This window comes from Acinetobacter sp. yr461 (assembly GCF_900110445.1).
In the GTDB taxonomy this organism is placed as follows: domain Bacteria; phylum Pseudomonadota; class Gammaproteobacteria; order Pseudomonadales; family Moraxellaceae; genus Acinetobacter; species Acinetobacter calcoaceticus.
In genome coordinates this window covers 21,500-39,038 of sequence record NZ_FODU01000007.1, presented here as the reverse complement: position 1 = coordinate 39,038, position 17,539 = coordinate 21,500, and the positions used below count along the sequence as shown (strand labels likewise).

The 17,539-nt window shown below is 39.4% G+C and carries 23 protein-coding genes, 2 tRNA genes and 1 pseudogene; 12 read left to right on the top strand and 14 right to left on the bottom strand.

All coding sequences use genetic code 11. From position 1 onward, the window contains the following. Positions 1-14 precede the first annotated feature (14 nt). Together BMW38_RS11835 and BMW38_RS11830 are read left to right on the top strand one after the other, a co-directional pair. Entirely contained in the window at positions 15-614 is a 600-nt protein-coding gene (locus BMW38_RS11835) for a LysE family translocator (RefSeq protein ID WP_213031149.1), read from the top strand. Positions 615-659: 45 nt separating this feature from the next. Continuing rightward, a complete protein-coding gene (locus BMW38_RS11830) occupies positions 660-902 on the top strand; it encodes a hypothetical protein (protein ID WP_092708266.1) in 243 nt (80 codons plus the stop codon). A gap of 10 nt (positions 903-912) precedes the next feature. Here BMW38_RS11830 and BMW38_RS11825 read toward each other — a convergent pair whose 3' ends face one another. The 3 genes from BMW38_RS11825 to BMW38_RS11815 form a co-directional block, all read right to left on the bottom strand. Continuing rightward, complete coding sequence (locus BMW38_RS11825; protein WP_092708530.1) at positions 913-1,077, bottom strand: hypothetical protein; 165 nt, start codon at positions 1,075-1,077, stop codon at positions 913-915. 41 nt (positions 1,078-1,118) lie between these two features. Then, on the bottom strand, positions 1,119-1,808 hold the full coding sequence (gene aqpZ / locus BMW38_RS11820; RefSeq protein ID WP_092708263.1) for an aquaporin Z: 690 nt from the start codon (positions 1,806-1,808) through the stop codon (positions 1,119-1,121). A 132-nt stretch (positions 1,809-1,940) separates the two neighbouring features. Next, on the bottom strand, positions 1,941-2,945 hold the full coding sequence (locus BMW38_RS11815; protein WP_092708260.1) for an AraC family transcriptional regulator: 1,005 nt from the start codon (positions 2,943-2,945) through the stop codon (positions 1,941-1,943). 109 nt (positions 2,946-3,054) lie between these two features. Here BMW38_RS11815 and BMW38_RS11810 point away from each other — a divergent pair, with 109 nt between their 5' ends. Next, the gene (locus tag BMW38_RS11810; RefSeq protein WP_092708257.1) at positions 3,055-3,693 is read left to right on the top strand and encodes a hypothetical protein; all 639 of its coding nucleotides are present in this window, start codon (positions 3,055-3,057) and stop codon (positions 3,691-3,693) included. A 41-nt stretch (positions 3,694-3,734) separates the two neighbouring features. On the opposite strand, the gene hisF is transcribed toward BMW38_RS11810, so the two are convergent. Next, positions 3,735-4,493 (bottom strand): imidazole glycerol phosphate synthase subunit HisF, encoded by a 759-nt coding sequence (gene hisF, locus BMW38_RS11805; protein ID WP_092708254.1) that lies wholly within the window; start codon positions 4,491-4,493, stop codon positions 3,735-3,737. 112 nt (positions 4,494-4,605) lie between these two features. Between hisF and BMW38_RS11800 the strand changes: the two genes are divergently transcribed. The 4 genes from BMW38_RS11800 to BMW38_RS11785 are packed head-to-tail and all read left to right on the top strand — an operon-like array spanning position 4,606 to position 6,936. Next, on the top strand, positions 4,606-5,556 hold the full coding sequence (locus BMW38_RS11800) for a homoserine kinase (protein ID WP_092708251.1): 951 nt from the start codon (positions 4,606-4,608) through the stop codon (positions 5,554-5,556). Between the two features lie 11 nt (positions 5,557-5,567). Further along, positions 5,568-6,197, top strand: a complete 630-nt coding sequence (locus BMW38_RS11795) for a DUF1294 domain-containing protein (protein WP_092708248.1) — start codon at positions 5,568-5,570, stop codon at positions 6,195-6,197. Positions 6,198-6,233: 36 nt separating this feature from the next. Further along, complete coding sequence (locus tag BMW38_RS11790) at positions 6,234-6,626, top strand: DUF4870 family protein (RefSeq protein ID WP_092708245.1); 393 nt, start codon at positions 6,234-6,236, stop codon at positions 6,624-6,626. Positions 6,627-6,630: 4 nt separating this feature from the next. After that, the gene (locus BMW38_RS11785) at positions 6,631-6,936 is read left to right on the top strand and encodes an antibiotic biosynthesis monooxygenase family protein (protein ID WP_092708527.1); all 306 of its coding nucleotides are present in this window, start codon (positions 6,631-6,633) and stop codon (positions 6,934-6,936) included. Between the two features lie 33 nt (positions 6,937-6,969). Here BMW38_RS11785 and BMW38_RS11780 read toward each other — a convergent pair whose 3' ends face one another. Next, positions 6,970-7,872, bottom strand: coding sequence for a DMT family transporter (locus tag BMW38_RS11780; protein WP_092708242.1), 903 nt, complete (start codon positions 7,870-7,872; stop codon positions 6,970-6,972). 96 nt (positions 7,873-7,968) lie between these two features. Between BMW38_RS11780 and BMW38_RS11775 the strand changes: the two genes are divergently transcribed. Beyond that, positions 7,969-8,520, top strand: coding sequence for an XRE family transcriptional regulator (locus BMW38_RS11775; protein ID WP_213031157.1), 552 nt, complete (start codon positions 7,969-7,971; stop codon positions 8,518-8,520). A 30-nt stretch (positions 8,521-8,550) separates the two neighbouring features. Continuing rightward, positions 8,551-9,252 carry a hypothetical protein gene (locus BMW38_RS11770; RefSeq protein WP_092708236.1) on the top strand — a complete coding sequence of 234 codons (702 nt, stop codon included), beginning with the start codon at positions 8,551-8,553 and terminating at the stop codon, positions 9,250-9,252. A gap of 55 nt (positions 9,253-9,307) precedes the next feature. Here BMW38_RS11770 and hisA read toward each other — a convergent pair whose 3' ends face one another. The 5 genes from hisA to hisB form a co-directional block, all read right to left on the bottom strand. Further along, a complete protein-coding gene (gene hisA / locus BMW38_RS11765; RefSeq protein WP_092708233.1) occupies positions 9,308-10,039 on the bottom strand; it encodes a 1-(5-phosphoribosyl)-5-[(5-phosphoribosylamino)methylideneamino]imidazole-4-carboxamide isomerase in 732 nt (243 codons plus the stop codon). 94 nt (positions 10,040-10,133) lie between these two features. After that, positions 10,134-10,775, bottom strand: a complete 642-nt coding sequence (locus BMW38_RS11760; protein WP_092708230.1) for a 3'-5' exonuclease — start codon at positions 10,773-10,775, stop codon at positions 10,134-10,136. Between the two features lie 86 nt (positions 10,776-10,861). After that, positions 10,862-11,410: a DUF805 domain-containing protein gene (locus BMW38_RS11755; RefSeq protein ID WP_092708227.1), complete on the bottom strand. Its 549-nt coding sequence runs from the start codon at positions 11,408-11,410 to the stop codon at positions 10,862-10,864. Between the two features lie 152 nt (positions 11,411-11,562). Further along, positions 11,563-12,180 carry an imidazole glycerol phosphate synthase subunit HisH gene (gene hisH, locus BMW38_RS11750; protein ID WP_092708224.1) on the bottom strand — a complete coding sequence of 206 codons (618 nt, stop codon included), beginning with the start codon at positions 12,178-12,180 and terminating at the stop codon, positions 11,563-11,565. After that, complete coding sequence (gene hisB / locus BMW38_RS11745) at positions 12,180-12,773, bottom strand: imidazoleglycerol-phosphate dehydratase HisB (protein ID WP_004639787.1); 594 nt, start codon at positions 12,771-12,773, stop codon at positions 12,180-12,182. Before hisB ends, hisH begins: the two co-directional genes overlap by 1 nt. 101 nt (positions 12,774-12,874) lie before the next feature. Here hisB and BMW38_RS11740 point away from each other — a divergent pair, with 101 nt between their 5' ends. From BMW38_RS11740 to BMW38_RS11730, 3 genes are all read left to right on the top strand, one after another. Continuing rightward, the gene (locus BMW38_RS11740) at positions 12,875-13,258 is read left to right on the top strand and encodes a GNAT family N-acetyltransferase (protein WP_003653877.1); all 384 of its coding nucleotides are present in this window, start codon (positions 12,875-12,877) and stop codon (positions 13,256-13,258) included. A gap of 105 nt (positions 13,259-13,363) precedes the next feature. Further along, positions 13,364-13,439: transfer RNA gene (locus BMW38_RS11735), tRNA-Phe, on the top strand. 126 nt (positions 13,440-13,565) lie between these two features. Next, a tRNA-Phe gene (locus BMW38_RS11730) sits at positions 13,566-13,641 on the top strand. A 173-nt stretch (positions 13,642-13,814) separates the two neighbouring features. Here the strand turns inward: BMW38_RS11730 and BMW38_RS11725 are convergent. The 4 genes and pseudogenes from BMW38_RS11725 to BMW38_RS11710 form a co-directional block, all read right to left on the bottom strand. Beyond that, entirely contained in the window at positions 13,815-14,246 is a 432-nt protein-coding gene (locus BMW38_RS11725) for a GNAT family acetyltransferase (protein ID WP_003653874.1), read from the bottom strand. Between the two features lie 129 nt (positions 14,247-14,375). Beyond that, the gene (locus tag BMW38_RS11720; RefSeq protein ID WP_092708221.1) at positions 14,376-15,890 is read right to left on the bottom strand and encodes an acetyl-CoA hydrolase/transferase family protein; all 1,515 of its coding nucleotides are present in this window, start codon (positions 15,888-15,890) and stop codon (positions 14,376-14,378) included. 35 nt (positions 15,891-15,925) lie between these two features. After that, positions 15,926-16,054, bottom strand: a pseudogene (locus BMW38_RS11715) (hypothetical protein). A 27-nt stretch (positions 16,055-16,081) separates the two neighbouring features. After that, on the bottom strand, positions 16,082-17,539 hold the full coding sequence (locus BMW38_RS11710; protein WP_092708218.1) for an ATP-binding protein: 1,458 nt from the start codon (positions 17,537-17,539) through the stop codon (positions 16,082-16,084).

Here is a 17,539-nt window from a genome sequence, read left to right as displayed (position 1 = left end):
TAAGGACAATAACAATGTTTGCCTCGATGTTTCTTTTTTCATTTGCAATGTCTATTACCCCCGGTCCCGTAAATACCGTAATTTTATCGACCAGTTTAAATCATGGTTTAAAAAGATCGCTTCCTTACATTTCAGGCGCGACCATTGGTTTTACCTTACTTTTGATTTTTATGGCATTTGGTCTCCAGAGTTTATTAACTCAGTTTCCGATCGTATTAAAAATTCTTGCGATTTGTGGAACGCTATTTGTTTGCTATATCGGTATAAAAATTATTCTTTCTGCTGCCAATATTTCCATTTCAAGTGTTCCAGTAGAACAGATGATTATCCCCAATTTTAAAGATGGCTTTTTACTACAATGGCTTAATCCGAAAGCGTGGTTGGCTTGTGTGTCGGGTATTACCATGTTTACAAGCATTGAAAACCCGCAGTCATTGCCGATCTTTATCATTATTTATTTTTTCACTTGCTATGCTTGTTTGTTCTTTTGGGGGCTATGTGGTGATAAATTTTCAGTAGTACTTAACCATGGCAACCGTTTGAAATATTTTAATATCTTGATGGGAGCATTTCTAATTTTATCGGCACTTTTAATTTTGATTGATTTTTTTTAAATTGGTCGTATTACACTGTGAAGATATAACAACGAGACAACACCTATGTTTAAGCCATTTGAAAAGGGTACAGAATCTTCTTCAATTGAAGATTTAACATTAGAAAATGATGTCGATTGCGTGAGCATTTATGGCAACTTGCAAATTACCAAAGACAAAGTCGGCCTAGAACAGGCGAAGGCATTACAGAGTTTTTTAAACGACGTGGTTGTGGCTTTGGAAAAAGAAGAATTGCCTGAGAAAATTGAACATCCAGCTGAAAAAGAAATTAATAATCCGTTTTTATAATTTATACATTCTATGTGTGATGTTGAGCATAGTCATGCTGCCATACAGTCTTTAATGCCAAGTTAGGTCTTATTGAGTTTGTATAGACATTTTTTACTTTTGAAAGCCCAAAAGTAAACAAAAGGCTTTGTTGATCAGAGGGTACATCCATGTACCCCTGCTCAACAGGTGACATCCATGTCACCCACCGCGATAGCATATTGAGTCTAAGAAAAGTTAATCCTTCTCCCCAGCAACTACCTTATAAATAAGCGCACCAATCACAGCACCTAAAATCGGCGCCACCCAGAACAACCACAACTGACTTAAAGCAGCAGTTTCAGCAAAGAACGCCACACCTGTACTACGTGCAGGGTTCACAGAGGTGTTCGTGACTGGAATACTGATTAAGTGAATAAGCGTTAAGCCTAAACCAATCGCAATAGGAGCGAAGCCGGCAGGTGCGCGGCGGTCAGTTGCACCTAAAATAATGATTAAGAAGAAAGCAGTAAGTACAACTTCAATAATGAAAGCAGAACCTAAGCCAAACTTGTTTGGTGATAAATCACCGAAACCATTTGAAGCAAAACCACCAACACCGCTAAAGCCAGCTTGACCTTGAGCAATAATGTAAAGAACAAATGCAGCAGCAGTCGCACCGACCACTTGAGCAACAATATAGGGAATCAAATCTTTAACATCGAAGCGGCCGCCGACCCAAAGGCCAACACTTACCGCGGGATTAAAATGTCCACCTGAGATATGCCCTAGAGCATAGGCACCTGTGAGTACGGTTAAACCAAAGGCAAGGGCTACACCTGCAAAGCCAATACCAAGTTCAGGGAAAGCTGCGGCTAATACTGCGCTACCACAACCACCAAAGACTAGCCAAAACGTACCTAGAAATTCAGCAAAATATTTATTCATTCTGATTACTCATTTATTTAATCTATTTTAATTAATGTGAATTACGTCACATAAATTTGAAGCATGTGACTATATGAAATTTTTGTTTTCAGTGTTGTTTTAATCAAGAAAAGATTTGTAAGTTTTGGTTGGTTATTCTTTGTCTAAAAAATGTTCTCTCCACTGCTGTGGTGTTTGATCGGTCCAATGTTTAAATGCTCTTTGAAAAGCACTTTGTTCTGAATAACAAAGCAAAAGAGCAATTTCTTGTAAGCTTAAGTGCGGGTCCTTTAAATATTCAGTTGCGAGCATGAATCGCACTTGCTGAACACGTTCTTGAAAGGTGGTGTTTTGTTGTTGTAAGTGACGTTGAAGTTGTCGGACCGAAAGGCCTAGCTGAGCTGCAATATATTCAATTTGATATTGATCCTTTTGTAGCCCAGTCAAAATTGAGTGCTGTAAGCGTTGATCAAGTTGTGTCGAATTTGGTAATTGCTCTAAAAGCGCTTGGGCTTGTTGAACCAATAATTGTTGTAGCGTGTGGTCAGCACTGCTCAGAGGCTTATTAATTTCAGAACTTGGAATGAGTAATTGGGTACGGGGCTGATTAAAACGAACCGGACATTGAAAGTATTGTTCATAGACCCTGATGTTTTTAGGTGGGGCATTTAAAAAATGTATTTCATGCAAATGCACATCTTGGTGAGACATAAAAAGGCGTAAAAATTGAATAACCAGAGCAATCGCAATTTCATCGGTAAGTTGGGTAGGGTGCAACTCTGTAGCTTCCCAGCGAATAGAAGCATATTGCCCATAGAGTTCAACCACTAACGGACTTCCGTCATAAATTAGGCGGTGAAAATCATGATAGCGAATTAAAGCTTCGCCTAAGTTATCGCAAGAGAGGGCAAGGTAGGCAATAATTCCTAAGTGTTTGGGTTGTACATATTTGGCAATTTCTAAGCCTAATCCCGGCTTGGGGTCTAACTTATAAATAACTTCTAATAAATCACGCCAAACGACATAGTCAAAGCGTTCCAGATTTTGAATTTGCTCTAGTTGCTCAGGAATAGTTAACTGATTGGCTTCACAGTAAGCTTTTAATAGGTGTCCAAGTCCTCCATAGACCGAACCCGTATAATTTTTTAGTTGTGGCATTCCTGACCACCTCTTTCTTGTCGTGATTTGTCAATGAAACCATAAATTCTGGTCAATACATAGCATATCGAATTTTATATTCTCAATAAAAAGAAAAAGGAGTAAAGCTATGTTAAAAGGGTTTATTGCCGGAATTGCGGTTGCTAACGCATTTGAATGGGTAGCTCATAAATATATTTTGCATGGAGTACATCGTGCCGGACAACCGCGTTACAGCCCTGTGCCAAAAAGCATGGAGTCACATTGGGCACACCATCGTGAAGTACGTAAACAGAAATTTCATGATGATTGCTATGTGGAAGGCGTAGGAAACTGGCGGACTAAAAATGAGTTAGTTTCACTCGCATTCGTAGCAACTGTTTCAAGCGCAATTTTCTATCCATTTTCAAAAGGGATGGCGCTTGCAGCTTGGTACAGTGCAGGAAATTATTATTATATTCATCGCCGTGCACATCTTGAGCCTGAATGGGCGAAGCGTAAAATCCCATGGCATTACGACCACCATATGAACTCTAATCAAGATGCCAATTGGTGTGTAACCAAGCCTTGGTTTGATTATGTGATGGGAACACGTGTGGTGTCTTCGGCAGATTTAAAAGAACAAAATCCTTTGGGCGTACGGTTACCGACAGTGATTGCTAAACCATTATCTCAAGTTGTAGAAAAAATCTTTCCTGCAAAATGGGTCGAGAAAAAAGAAAAGCCTAAACTCATCGATGATGTAAATGTTGTAGAGGGTGCTGCATAAAAAATTAAAGGGGCATATCGCCCCTTTAAATATCAATAAATTTACAAACGCATTTCAATGCCTTGTTCAGCTAAATATTGTTTAGCTTCTGGAATGGTATATTGGCCAAAGTGGAAAATACTTGCTGCCAATACTGCATCGGCACCACCTTGTAAAATACCGTCTGCAAGGTGTTGTAAGTTACCTACGCCGCCTGATGCAATCGTTGGAACGGTAACGCGGTCATTAATAGCACGCATTAGTGCAATATCGTAACCTGCTTTAGTACCGTCAGCATCCATACTGGTAATAAGTAATTCACCTGCACCATAGTCAGCCATTTTTACGGCCCATTCAATCGCATCAATACCAGTTGGTTTACGGCCACCGTGGGTAAAGATTTCCCATTTGTTTTCGCCAGTTTTTTTGGCATCAATCGCAACCACAATACATTGCGCGCCAAAGTGCTGTGAAGCTTCCTGAACAAATTCTGGGTTAAATACGGCTGCGGAGTTAATACTCACTTTATCCGCACCTGCATTTAATAACGAACGAATATCTTCAACTTTACGTACACCACCACCAACAGTTAATGGCACAAATACAGTCTCGGCCATACGTTCAACAGTACGGTAAGTGGTATCGCGTCCATGATGTGTAGCGGTAATGTCTAAGAAGGTAATTTCATCTGCACCTTGTTCGTTATAGCGACGTGCCACTTCAACAGGGTCGCCAGCATCACGAATATCGAGGAATTGAACGCCTTTAACTACGCGTCCGTTATCAACGTCTAGGCAAGGAATAATACGTTTAGCAAGCATAGCTTTTTCCAAAAATAATCGCCGTTGGTGAAAGTTCCTACACAGGCGCTACACCTTCATGGAGGGAAGAGGTATTCTATCAAACTTCACAGATGTTTTTTGCAGGTTTTCCATGTCGGTTTATACCCCGTTGAGTTTAGATGAAGTTCGCACCTTTGCTGCACCTTATGGATTAGAGGTGTTGGAGCTGAACCCAATTCAGGGAGGTATTCAAAACACCAATTATTTTCTGGTTGATGTAAACCGCAAACAATATGTATTGACTGTATTTGAAGAGTTAGATGCACAAGGAGCAGGCGAGCTGATTCCTGTTCTTGAACAATTGGGGACTCATGATGTACCCGTTGCTGTGCCGTTAAAACACAGTGGACAAGCGGTTCACGTTATTGCAGAAAAGCCTGCACAAATTGCTCCACGTTTAATGGGTCACCATCCCATGCAAACGACAGTTGCACAAGTTGCAGCGATTGCAGATGCACAGGCGAAACTGCATGTCGCTTTGCAAGATTTTCCGCTTGAGCGTGAATATCGACGTGATCATCAATACTGGACAGGCGTTGCAGAACAGCTTAAACCAAATATGACTCAAGAAGACCAAACTTTACTTGAGCAGGTCTATCAAGCATTTAATGCTAAAACAGCACAGTACTCAAATCGACCAACAGGTTTTATTCATTCAGATTTGTTCCGCGACAATACTTTGTTTGAAGGCGAGCAATTACAAGGTATTTTAGATTTTTACGAGCTCAATCAAGACGAATTACTTTTTGATATTGCGATTACCATCAATGATTTCTGTACCGAATATCCAGAAGCGCATTTAAACTCAGAGAAAGTAGAAGCTTACTTAGAGGCTTACCAAAAAGTTCGTGCGCTTACTTCAGATGAACTTGAATGTTTAGATGTATTCTTAGCAATGGCAGCGTGCCGTTTTTGGTCGATGCGTTTGCAAGTTGCTCAAAAAAATAAAGAAGAAGGACGTACAGGCGACGACATTTTGCAAAAAGACCCGCTAGAAATGCGAGCAATGATGCAAGATCGTTTAAGCCATGTAAAAGGATAAAAGGAATTAAGATGCGAGATCAGGGGCGATTAGTCGAATGGTTCGACGAAAAAGGTTATGGCTTTATTCAGCCAGATGATGCTGAAAAAGAGCGAGTCTTTTTGCATATCAAAGATTTTGCACGCCCCGGTCCTCGGCCAATTATTGGCTGTGCACTGGAATATCTGGTTATTCTTGATGAACGTGGTCGCTTCCGTGCCCAGCAGGTGACTTACTTAAAAGCTTCTCAAACTCGTAAAGCTTCAAAGCCAACAAAACCAGAATCTTCTTTTCAAGCTAAACCATGGTCTGCCATGCAAATGGGGATCGTATTTTATTTTGTTTTAATGGGCATTATGAGCTTTATGCATACTTTGCCAGCTTACACCTTGTTGTTTGTTTTAATGATGAATGTGCTGAGTTATTGGCTCTATTCACAAGACAAAGAAGCTGCACAATTGGGTAATCGCCGTGTGCCTGAACAAACATTGCATATTGTTAGCTTTTTAGGGGGCTGGCCTGCTGCATGGTGGGCACAACAAAAACTGAGACATAAAACACAAAAACAACCCTTTCGTAAGATTTATTTTTGTACCATATTCCTTCATTTACTTTTGATTTTGTGGCTAATTTCTCCCTTAAACGTATTGCGGGGCTCATAAAAGTAAATTGTTTTATTAAACTTGAGAGGTATAAAAATGAATAGTTCTATCGACCAAGATTCAAATCGTACTTTAACGCTTATTTTATATGTACTTTATATTGTTGCCATTTTTACAGGCGGCTTACTTGCGGTTATTGCTCTAATTATTAACTACGTGAAACGTTCTGATGTGCAAGGTTCAATTTTTGCGAGCCACTTTACATGGCAAATCAGAACATTCTGGTGGTATCTTGCTTGGAATATTATTGCCTTTTTGCCGTTTATTTTCTTGTTCTTTACTGGTGAAAATACCGATCTGTTTGCAGGTGTTGCAGTCTCATCAACCGTATTCTGCATAGGCGTAATTACTGCTGCGTGGATTTGGATTGTATATCGTGCAATTCGTGGCTTGATTGCGTTAAATGATAATAGACCGATGTATCTATAAGATCATGATTATTGAACATGTGCATTTGAGCATAAAGGCTGGGCAAAGTGAGGCGTTTCTTGAGGCATTCGAGCAGGCCAAACATATTGTCTATCCAATGGAAGGCTTTAATGCTGTCCAGCTGATTAGATATGCAACGGATCCTCATCAGTATATTTTAATGATTTTTTGGGATGAGATTGAAAATCATACCGAAGGGTTTAGAAAGTCTGAGGCTTATCAGGAATGGAAAACATTGCTCCATCCATTTTATGATCCAATGCCGACAGTTGAGTATTATCAACCCTGCATATTATTGAAGAAAAAATAATAGATAAAAAAAGAGAGCATTACGCTCTCTTTTTTATTCTCGAATTCTTTTGATTTTTTTGGGTGGAAGCTTAATTTTTAACTCACTCACTAAAACACCTAATACCACTAAAGCACCCCCCAAAAGAGCAATAACTGGTAAACGCTCACCTGCAATTCGGCCAATAAGGCCTGCCCAAACAGGTTCTCCTGCATAAATAATCGCAGCACGTGAAGGGTCAACCACACGTTGAGCCCAGTTCATCACAAATTGAATGAGTGCACTGGCTAAGCCTAATGCAACCGCAATCAGTACCAGAGGCCATGAGAATGCTGGAATCGTATGTTCACCAATCACAGGCATAATGGCAAAAGAAAGTAGCGATGCGACAGCGAGTTGAATGATGGTGACACGGCGTAAATTTACTTTTCCAGCAAAGTAGCTAATAAAAATAATCTCTAAAGCAATCGCAAATGCGCCAAGCACTGTTAAAAGCTGTCCAAAACTTAATGAAATCTGCTTAAAACCATTGCCTGTCAACAAAACAAGGCCAGTAAAAGCAAGGACTGCTCCAACCCAAGTCATGATGTGTGGAGTTTTTCTAAAGATGAGCCACATTAAAAGAGGGACAAGCGGCACATAAAGTGACGTTAAAAATGCGGATTCACTACTTGGAATGGTTTGAAGACCAATCGTCTGTGTGCCATAGCCTGCCGCAATTACAAGGCCAATCGCGCTCCCTGCACCTAAATCTTTTAACGTTATGCCTTTCATACTCTTTAATGAAATAAGCAGTAAAGTAAGCGCCGCTACAGCAAACCGACAACCTACGAAAAACATAGGTGAAGAAAAATTCAGTGCATACTGCACAGTAAGGAATGTTCCGCCCCAAATAACGGTAATTAGGATAAGAGCTAGCTGTGGGGCTTTGCTTGAGCTCAGAGAAATTGGTGACATATCTGATCAGGAGGGATTGTGCAATATACTGCACATATTGCAGTATTCCTATGTTTTGTGCAATATATTGCTCATATTTTCTTTGTTACTTATTTTATGACCCAGTCCAGCACCGTTTTACAGCATGTCGGTACAAACATCCGTTCATTAAGAGATGAGCGAGGTTTAAGCCAGCAGGATTTAGCCGATCAAGCTGGTGTGAGTAGACGAACAATTGCTGCTTTGGAAACAGGGCAGGTCAATATTAGCTTGGCTAAACTCGATGCGATTGCGGTAGTGTTGGGCGTAGATTTTAGAACGATTGTGAGTGCGCCTGAGCTCAAAGAACAAGCCTTAGTGAATGTACTTGCTTGGCAGGGAAACAAAGAAGAAAGCAGCGCAACTTTACTGGCTTCAGTTCCATCTCGTTCTCAAGTTGAGCTTTGGACATGGTCATTGGCAGTGGGGGAATCTTATATTGCCGAAGCAGATGCGGAAGGATGGCAAGAACTTATTTATGTATTAGAAGGTGAGTTGACCATACAATTTACCGACTGCATAAAAATAATTCCTGCTGGTTCATCTTTTAGTTTTGCTAGTTCAGTGACTTATACCTATATCAATAGTGGAAATCAGGTACTTAAATTTATGCGTAATGTAGTTTATTGATTCTAATAAAAAATTTGAAGAGAAATATAAATGCCCAAATGGCTGAGAATATTAATATTATTTATTTTTAGTTTATATGTCGTGATCACAACTAAGGGATTAGTAGTGGATGCATATTATGTGTATAAAAATTTTCATGAAGTGAAGCAACAGAATTGTGAGCTTATTGGGAATATAACAAAACAAAATTATTGTAATCAATTAATTGCATATGAATACAAAATGATTTTGTTTGAAGATTCGCGTTTTAAGTCTAATGAATACTATATTTCTTTCTATAAACTGAATCCTGAAGCGATCCAACGTTTATCAGGATGGTTAATAAGTGCAGAAAATAAAAATTTCCTATCGCTAGTGGATAATGAAAAAGATGAGTTCTTTTTTGCACAGCCACCAGCAAAAAAAGTTTGGCTTCTTCCTCATTTGAAAAAATACTGTCTTGATTCCAATGAGCCGTGTTTAAGAAAAAGATTAAGAATATCGGATAATCAGATTAATCAGCAGCATTCATATATAGTTTATGGTCCAGATGACTTGTATTGGCAAATTATTCAGAATAAGAAAATAAGCTGTAAACAAAATTTTAGTTTTAATAAAGAAATAGCTCTATATCAAGAATCAAAGCTATATGTGCCTAAAAATTCTATAGAGAATAAATACTTAATTTGTTATGACTCTACAACTGGCATAGTTCGGCTAACTTTGAAAACAACCTCTAGCTACCTTAGATAAAATTATATAGTTAATAAAAAAGAGCCTAAAGCGGCTCTTTTTTACATCTTAAAAATTAAAGACGATTTTCATCTAACAAAAGCTGAGCTTCACGAAGGCTCAGTGTGCCTTCATAAATTGCACGGCCTGTAATCGCACCTAAAATGCCTGGTTTGCCTATTAGGTTGCGAACGTCATCAAGGTTAGTTACGCCACCAGAAGCAATTACTGGTAAGCCTGAATATTGAGCCAAGTTGACAGTTTGCTCAACATTTACGCCTTGCATCATGCCGTCACGCGCAATGTCTGTATAAACAATACTAGATACGCCAGCATCAGCAAAACGTTTTGCTAAATCAGTTGCTTTAACGTCAGTTACATTAGCCCAACCGTCAGTTGCTACCATACCATTCATGGCATCAATACCAACAATGATGTGGCCTGCAAAGCGTTTACAAGCTTCTTCTACAAATTCAGGTTCTTGAACTGCTTTAGTGCCGATAATGACAAAAGTCACGCCAGCTTCTAAATAGTGCTCAATTGTTTCTAAAGAGCGAATACCACCACCAATTTGAATTGGTAATTCTGGCTGAGCTTTAGCAATTGCTTCAACAATAGGTTTATGAATTGGAGTGCCTGCGAAAGCGCCATTCAAATCGACCAAATGCAAACGACGTGCGCCTTCATTTACCCAATGCTGGGCAGTTGCAACTGGATCGTCAGAGAAAACGGTATCGTCTTCCATACGCCCTTGTTTTAAACGCACACATTTACCATCTTTCAGGTCAATTGCAGGAATGATTAGCATGCTTCCGCTCCTTGCTTCATCATGATTATGAAATTGTGCACATCTTAGCAAAGTATTGATCAATCGCTAAGCCTTAGAAAAGACTTTTATAACTTTACGCTTGAAGTGCGGTTTGAATAGTTTGAGAAATGTGAGCGGGTAATAGTTTTTGTTTTCTGAGCTCTTGAAATACCAATAAAGCAGCATATGCATCGGCAGCAGCGTAACTGATTTGCTGAGAGCTAAGCGGCTTTCGTGCCCAGTTTGATGTTCCGACTTTTTTCGACTTTGCAAGATATTGCTCAAATAACAGCGCAACAGCTTTTTGTACCCCCAGTTGCTGTTTAAAACCAAAATGGCTAAAGCCTTTTGCGAGGTCGACACAACCTTCGAGTTCAATGCCTTTTTTATGAAAAATATGCTTATCATTTTTGAGGCCAAAACCGACTTTAATTTGTTTTGGGTTAGATAAAATGGGCTGTAAAAATTTTAAAGTCGATGAATTTACATGAAACAGATATGCTTTTTGTTCAGTCGCTAACTGAATCAGATGTGGGCCTGTCGAGACTTCGCCCACTCGAAACGTGGGTTTTGATTCGGAATCAAATCCTAGAAAATGGGCTGCTTTTAATTCATTTTCAATATTTTTACATTGCTCGATATTTTCAATCACCACAATATTTTGATAGTTAAGATTTTCGAAAGGAGGAAGCTGCTGAATAGAGGCTTTATCAAGAAGGGGGGACACTTCAGACATATTTATAGTGTAGAAAAGAATTGAGCTATTAGCTTTATATATGAATAAAGCCTAGAGAACTAGGCTTTATAAAGGACCACAAGAAATTATTGAGACTGAGAAGGTGTACCAATTTCAATACTTTCACTTTTTTCAATATAACTTTGATAACTCGGAACCATAATTCCAGCAATAACACCGAAAACAAATACGAGCGGAATAATGACAATATAGATCCAGCCTAAAACACGCTCCCAGCCAAGAGTTGGGCGCTGTGGACCATAATCATTAGTACCTTCTGTACCTTTTGCAGCAAATAGATAAATCATAAAAATAAAGTTTACAGCAGGGATGAGCATCAGTAATGACAGCCATCCCGTGTTATTGCGGTCATGTAAGCGGCGGATAGTAAATATAAAGCTGACATAGATACAGGCAATATAGACAATACCTAAAACAATCATTCCTGCGGTGGAAAGACCGCTTAAATCTTCACTAGTTGTTAGTCCAAAAGTAAAAGCGACAATAAGAACGGCGATCACAATTACGAGTGAAAATAAGAGGGTCCATGCCGCATAAGAGAGTCGTCCAAAACGGCCACTTGCTTTAAAGGGGGAATCTTGTTGAATCGGTTGATTTTCAAAAGGTGAATTCATTTTGTTTTCCTGATCATTTGGTTTTATTTAAAAGTATAAATATTCAATATTTTGTTGAATAAAATATCATTCTATAAATGATTGGTTGTTATTATAAATAAAAAAATAGATCAGGCCATCTCGACCTGATCTATTTTATTTTTTAAAGGAAATTAAATATTCCATTCCACAAAGTTTTTCAGTAACTGCAAACCGGCAGTATGACTTTTCTCTGGATGGAATTGAGTCGCAAATAAATTCTCTTTGTGAATTGCTGTGCAGAAGTTCACACCATAGTCACAGGTCGCAGCCACAACGCTTTCATCTTTTGGCTCGACATAATAACTATGTACAAAGTAGAAACGTGCATCTTGTTCGATGTTGTTCCACATAGGGTGGCTTGGGTCCAATTGATGAACCTGATTCCAACCCATATGAGGCACTTTTAACCCTTCCATTTGAGGGAAGTGTTTTACTACGCCGTCAAAAATACCTAGTGCATCTACACCGCCATTTTCTTCAGAACTTTGTAGTAATGCTTGCATGCCGACACAAATTGCAAGAACAGGTTTATTAAAAGCAGCTTTACGTACGACTTCATCAATACCTGCTTCACGCATACCTTGCATACAGTCACGCATTGCGCCAACACCCGGAAAAACAATTTTGTCGGCTTGTGCAATTAATTTTGGATCATTGGTCACATCGACTGTAGCGCCCACATGCTCAAGTGCTTTAGCTGCTGAGTGTAGATTGCCCATGCCATAATCAAGTAACGCGATACGTGTCATTAGAGGCTACCTTTTGTCGATGCAATCGTGTTTTCTGCACGTGGATCAACTTCACATGCCATACGTAAAGCACGAGCTAATGCTTTGAAGACACTTTCAATTTGATGGTGGCTATTTTTACCTTTCAAATTATCGATGTGTAAGGTCATAAGCGCATGGTTTACGAAACCTTGGAAAAACTCAGAAAATAAATCGACATCAAACGTACCGATACGTGCGCGGGTAAATGGAATATCCATAAATAAGCCCGGACGACCAGATAAATCTACAACAACACGAGACAAAGCTTCGTCTAATGGTGCATAAAAATGACCATAGCGTTTTAAACCTTTTTTATCGCCTAAAGCTTGTGCAAAAGCTTGTCCAAGCGTGATTCCACAATCTTCTACGGTGTGGTGATCGTCAATATCGAGGTCTCCGTCACAATGAATATCGATATCAAATAAGCCATGTCGCTTGATTTGATCAATCATATGGTCTAAAAATGGAACTCCAGTGTTTAGTGTGCCTTGACCAGTACCGTCGAGATTTAATCGAACTCGAATTTTGGTTTCATTGGTATTTCTAACCACTTCACTGATACGTTGCGTCATGGACACGTTCCTCAAAAAACGTCAAAAATGATTGGATGTAACGATAATTTCGCTGTGACGAATTCGTGACAGCATCATAGTTTGCTCAGGAGGGTTAATCAATGCCTATTACCGTACATGCTTATAGTTCTCTAGATAATTCAGAGATTCGCGATCAGCTTGAGCGACTGTATGATACAAGTCCGGAGTTTGGTGACGGGCACGATGCGATTGAACAACTTGAACAAGATTTACAACAGTATACCACGCTATACACTGCTGAATTTAACACCAAAATTATAGGGGCAATGTGGTCTTCAGGACAAGGTGAAAGCAAGGTTCTTGAATATATTGTTGTGCATCCTGCCAACCGTGGTCGTGGGGTAGCAGAGCGTTTAGTTGAAGAAGCTTGTCGTATAGAAGAGTCAAAAGGCGTGAAAATTTTTGAGCCGGGTTGTGGCGCTATTCATCGTTGCTTGGCTCATATTGGTAAATTACATCATTAAAAGCCCAGTTCGTATTTGATGGTGATTTAAAAATAATCACTTGTTACAAAAAAGACGGAAGTTGCTTGACGTGGTCATATAAACATTGTTTAATATGCCCACTTCGGCGTGATAGCTCAGTAGGTAGAGCAACGGATTGAAAATCCGTGTGTCCCCAGTTCGATCCTGGGTCTCGCCACCATTATTTGTGTTTTCAATCCCTGATCCCATCAGGGATTTTTTTTAAGTATAAAAAATACTCATTTAAATCAAAAACTCAGGATAATAGTTGACTATTGTTCTGAGATACGGCTTAATACAGGCCATCGGCGTGATAGCTCAGTAGGTAGAGCAACGGATTGAAAATCCGTGTGTCCCCAGTTCGATCCTGGGTCTCGCCACCATATTCAAAAAAGCCTCATACATAACGTATGAGGCTTTTTTCATGCTTATGATTTTATTTGAATAATTCATTTCCTTACTTGTGGGTAAAATGAGATTTATCCACAAGCACTGTCACTTATCCCCAAGTTCTGATTATTTTTATTATTATGTCAAAGCTATAATAAGTAAGGGCCTAATCATGTGGGCTATCGTTAATTAGACGTTTCCCTAAGCATACTGCTTCTACTTCGTCATAGCCGAGCTGTTCATAAAAATTCAGTACATTTAGGTTATCTTTACGCACTAATAATTGTAGTTTTGGGCAACCTCGAGCAATCAGTCGCTTTTCAAGCTGCTGAACGAGCGCTGTAGCTATTCCTAAGCGTTGTTGGTGGGGGTGAACAGCTAAATAGTTAATCCAGCCTCTATGACCGTCATAGCCGCCCATAAGTGTACCAATGAGTTGCTCATCTTTAATAGCAACCAAAAATAAATCATCTTGTTGTGAGACTTTTCTGAAAATATCGGTTTCAGGATTATTCCAAGGACGAGTCAGGCCGCAGCTTTCCCATAAAATAACGACATCTTCCAGATCCGCATTTGTAAATTGACGAATAATAAACATATGGATTTCTACTTTTTGTTTTGATGTGCTGAAAAGATAAAATAAAAATTGGGGCTTGAGCAGTATTTTATGAAAAATTTAAACAAATAAAAAGCACCCCCGTAGGAGTGCTTGAATTAAACCAGTTATTTAAGCTGATCTTGCAACTGGTGCTGCTTGAAGCATTTGACCTGTTTCTTCGAAGTTTGCATGCCAAGACAATGCTTCACGAAGTAAATGAGGCGTATGTCCACCTTTAGCACATGCACGATCAAAGTAATCATTTAATGCATCACGGTAAAGTGGGTGTACACAGTTGTCGATAACAACGCGAGCACGTTCACGAGGTGCTAAACCGCGTAAGTCTGCTAAACCTTGCTCTGTCACTAAAATATCAACATCGTGTTCACTGTGGTCAACGTGACTCACCATTGGCACGATAGAAGAGATATCGCCGCCTTTAGCAATTGATTTAGTTACAAAGATCGCCAAGTGAGCGTTACGAGCGAAGTCACCTGAACCACCAATACCGTTCATCATTTTAGTACCACACACATGAGTCGAGTTCACGTTACCGTAAATATCAAACTCAAGCGCAGTGTTAATGCCGATAATGCCTAAACGGCGAACCAGTTCAGGGTGGTTAGAAATTTCTTGTGGACGAAGTACTAATTTGTCTTTGTACGCTTCAATGTTGCCAAAAACTTTTTCACCACATTTTGCAGAAAGCGTAATTGAGCTACCAGAAGCAAATTTCATTTTGCCTGCATCAATTAATTCAAAAGTACAGTCTTGTAATACTTCTGAGTACATGATGAGGTCTTCAAAGTCAGAATCTTTTAAGCCAGTTAATACAGCATTGGCAATAGAACCGATACCTGCTTGTAATGGACCAAGGCTTTTCGGTAAGCGACCTTCTGCAACTTCTTTATTAAAGAAAGCGATCAGGTGGTTTGCAATGCCTTGAGTTTCATCATCTGGCGGAGTTACCGTTGATGGTGAGTCATGAGTATCATTAAATACAATACCAACAATCTTTGCAGGATCGATTTGGATTGCTGATGTACCAATGCGCTCATCCACTTTTGTTAATGGAATTGGAGTACGTGTTGGACGATAGGTTGGAATGTAGATGTCGTGCAAACCTTCAAAGCTTTCGCTTAAAGATGTGTTGATTTCAACAATAACTTTCTCGGCAAAGATAGCAAAACTTGCAGAGTTACCCACAGAAGTCGTTGGAATAATGCCGCCATCTTCAGTAATTGCAATTGCTTCAATCACTGCAACATCAGGACGTTTAAGCTGTTGGTTACGCATTTGCTCAACAGTTTCAGACAAATGTTGGTCAATAAACATAACTTCGCCATTGTTAATGGCACGACGTAAAGTGTTGTCCACTTGGAATGGCATACGACGAGATAAAACACCTGCTTCCGTGAGTTGTTTGTCTAAGTCGTTACCTAAGCTGGCACCCGTAATTAACGTAATTTTTAACGGATTTTTCTTTGCAAGTTCTACAAGTGCTTGTGGAACAGCTTTAGCTTCACCAGCACGAGTAAAACCACTCATACCTACGGTCATTCCATCTTCGATGAATTGTGCAGCTTGTTCAGCACTGATGACCTTGTCATGAAGAGAAGCTAGGCGAATACGACTTAAAGACATTGGACATCCTCAGAATTGTCAAAACATAGGGGATTTTAGCTATGAAAAATTGAAAAGTGCATAGGTGTTAGGCTAAGGTCTAATTTTGTAAATAAATGGTGGTATAAAATATATTTATAGTTTTTATTTTATTGATTTTTAATTATTTTATTTGTCTTTAAAATGAGGCTTTTAATAACTAATTGGTTAAATTAAAAGCGCTCACTCAAAGTTTGTTTTATTTTTTCTAATGGATTGATCGAGCTGTTTTCTTCAGTGCTTGGTTTTGGGATAGGTAAAGAAATAATAACTTCTAAACCGCCTTGTTCACGGTTATGAATTTGAATTTCACCATGATGAATATCAACAATACGTTTGACAATCGCAAGGCCAAGACCGCTTCCTTGAACTGTTCTTGCCGAGTTTCCTCTAACAAAAGGTTGCATTAACTCTTCTATTTGATCTGCTGGAATACCTTCACCATGATCGGCAACAGTAATTAAAATATGTTCATTTTCAACTTTTGCACTGAGTTCTATCGGTTCAGCACCATAGCGTTTTGCATTGTTAATCAGGTTGGCAATAAGTCGCTTTAAAGAAAGGCTACGTGCCGGAATAATTGGCACATCCTGCATTTCGAAGTGAATATCAAGTGGCTTAAACTGGATAACAAGTTCTTGTAAAAGCATATTGATATTGGTGTCTTTCAATTCTTCATCTGAGCCATCACGCATATAGGAAATGAATTGATTAAGAATTGCATCCATATCATCTACATCATAAACCAGACCTTCACGTAAAAACTCATCAGGTAACATTTCCGCCGTTAAGCGAATACGCGTAAGAGGAGTTCTTAGATCATGTGAAATGCCGGCCAACATAATACGTCGTTCACGCTCAGTTTGGTCAAGCGTATAAACCATGCGGTTAAAGGCTTGGTTCACCTGACGAATTTCTAAGGGACCGTGATTGGTATCTAAATAGGGAGCTGTTCCAGCTTTACTATATTCATTGGCAGCATTTTGCAAACGACGTAAAGGGCGGTTCATCTGCCTAACTAAAATCAGAATAATAATAGCTGAAAGTAATGGAACACCAACGATCCAACCAATTAATAGCTCAGGGCTATAATTGGCATAGGTTTTTAAAGGCTCACGGACCCAATTCCCGTGCATTTCAGGTGTTTGAATCCAGATGCGTGGGCTAGGCTTAAACTGGAAGTAAACCGTAACATCCTTCGTACCAATCTCATTTGCCAGTTTTTGTTCGATCTGATTGGTAAAAAACTCAGCAATAACTTTATCGCGGACGCTTGGATATTCTTTGGGGTTGGTAACGTATTCAATACCAACCCGATTACGTAACCACGCATCAACATCAACTTCGTTGTCACGATGAAAAATTCGTATATCTGGATTGTTGACGAGTTCAAGTTCAACTGCTAGATAACGGGCATGTTGTTGAATTTCAGGTAAATAAAGAGTGCGCCAAAAGAACCATAACGACATAAATAAGCTAAAAAATACCACCAGCAGTACCAGAATGGTGGTACGCATGGCAGCAGAGCGTGGCTTAATTTTGTCGAGAAACCGTTCCCACCGAGTTCGTTTCCGTTCAGAGTAGGTGGTGTAGTCAGTAAAGTTTTGTGGCGCGATTGGTTCTAAACTCAC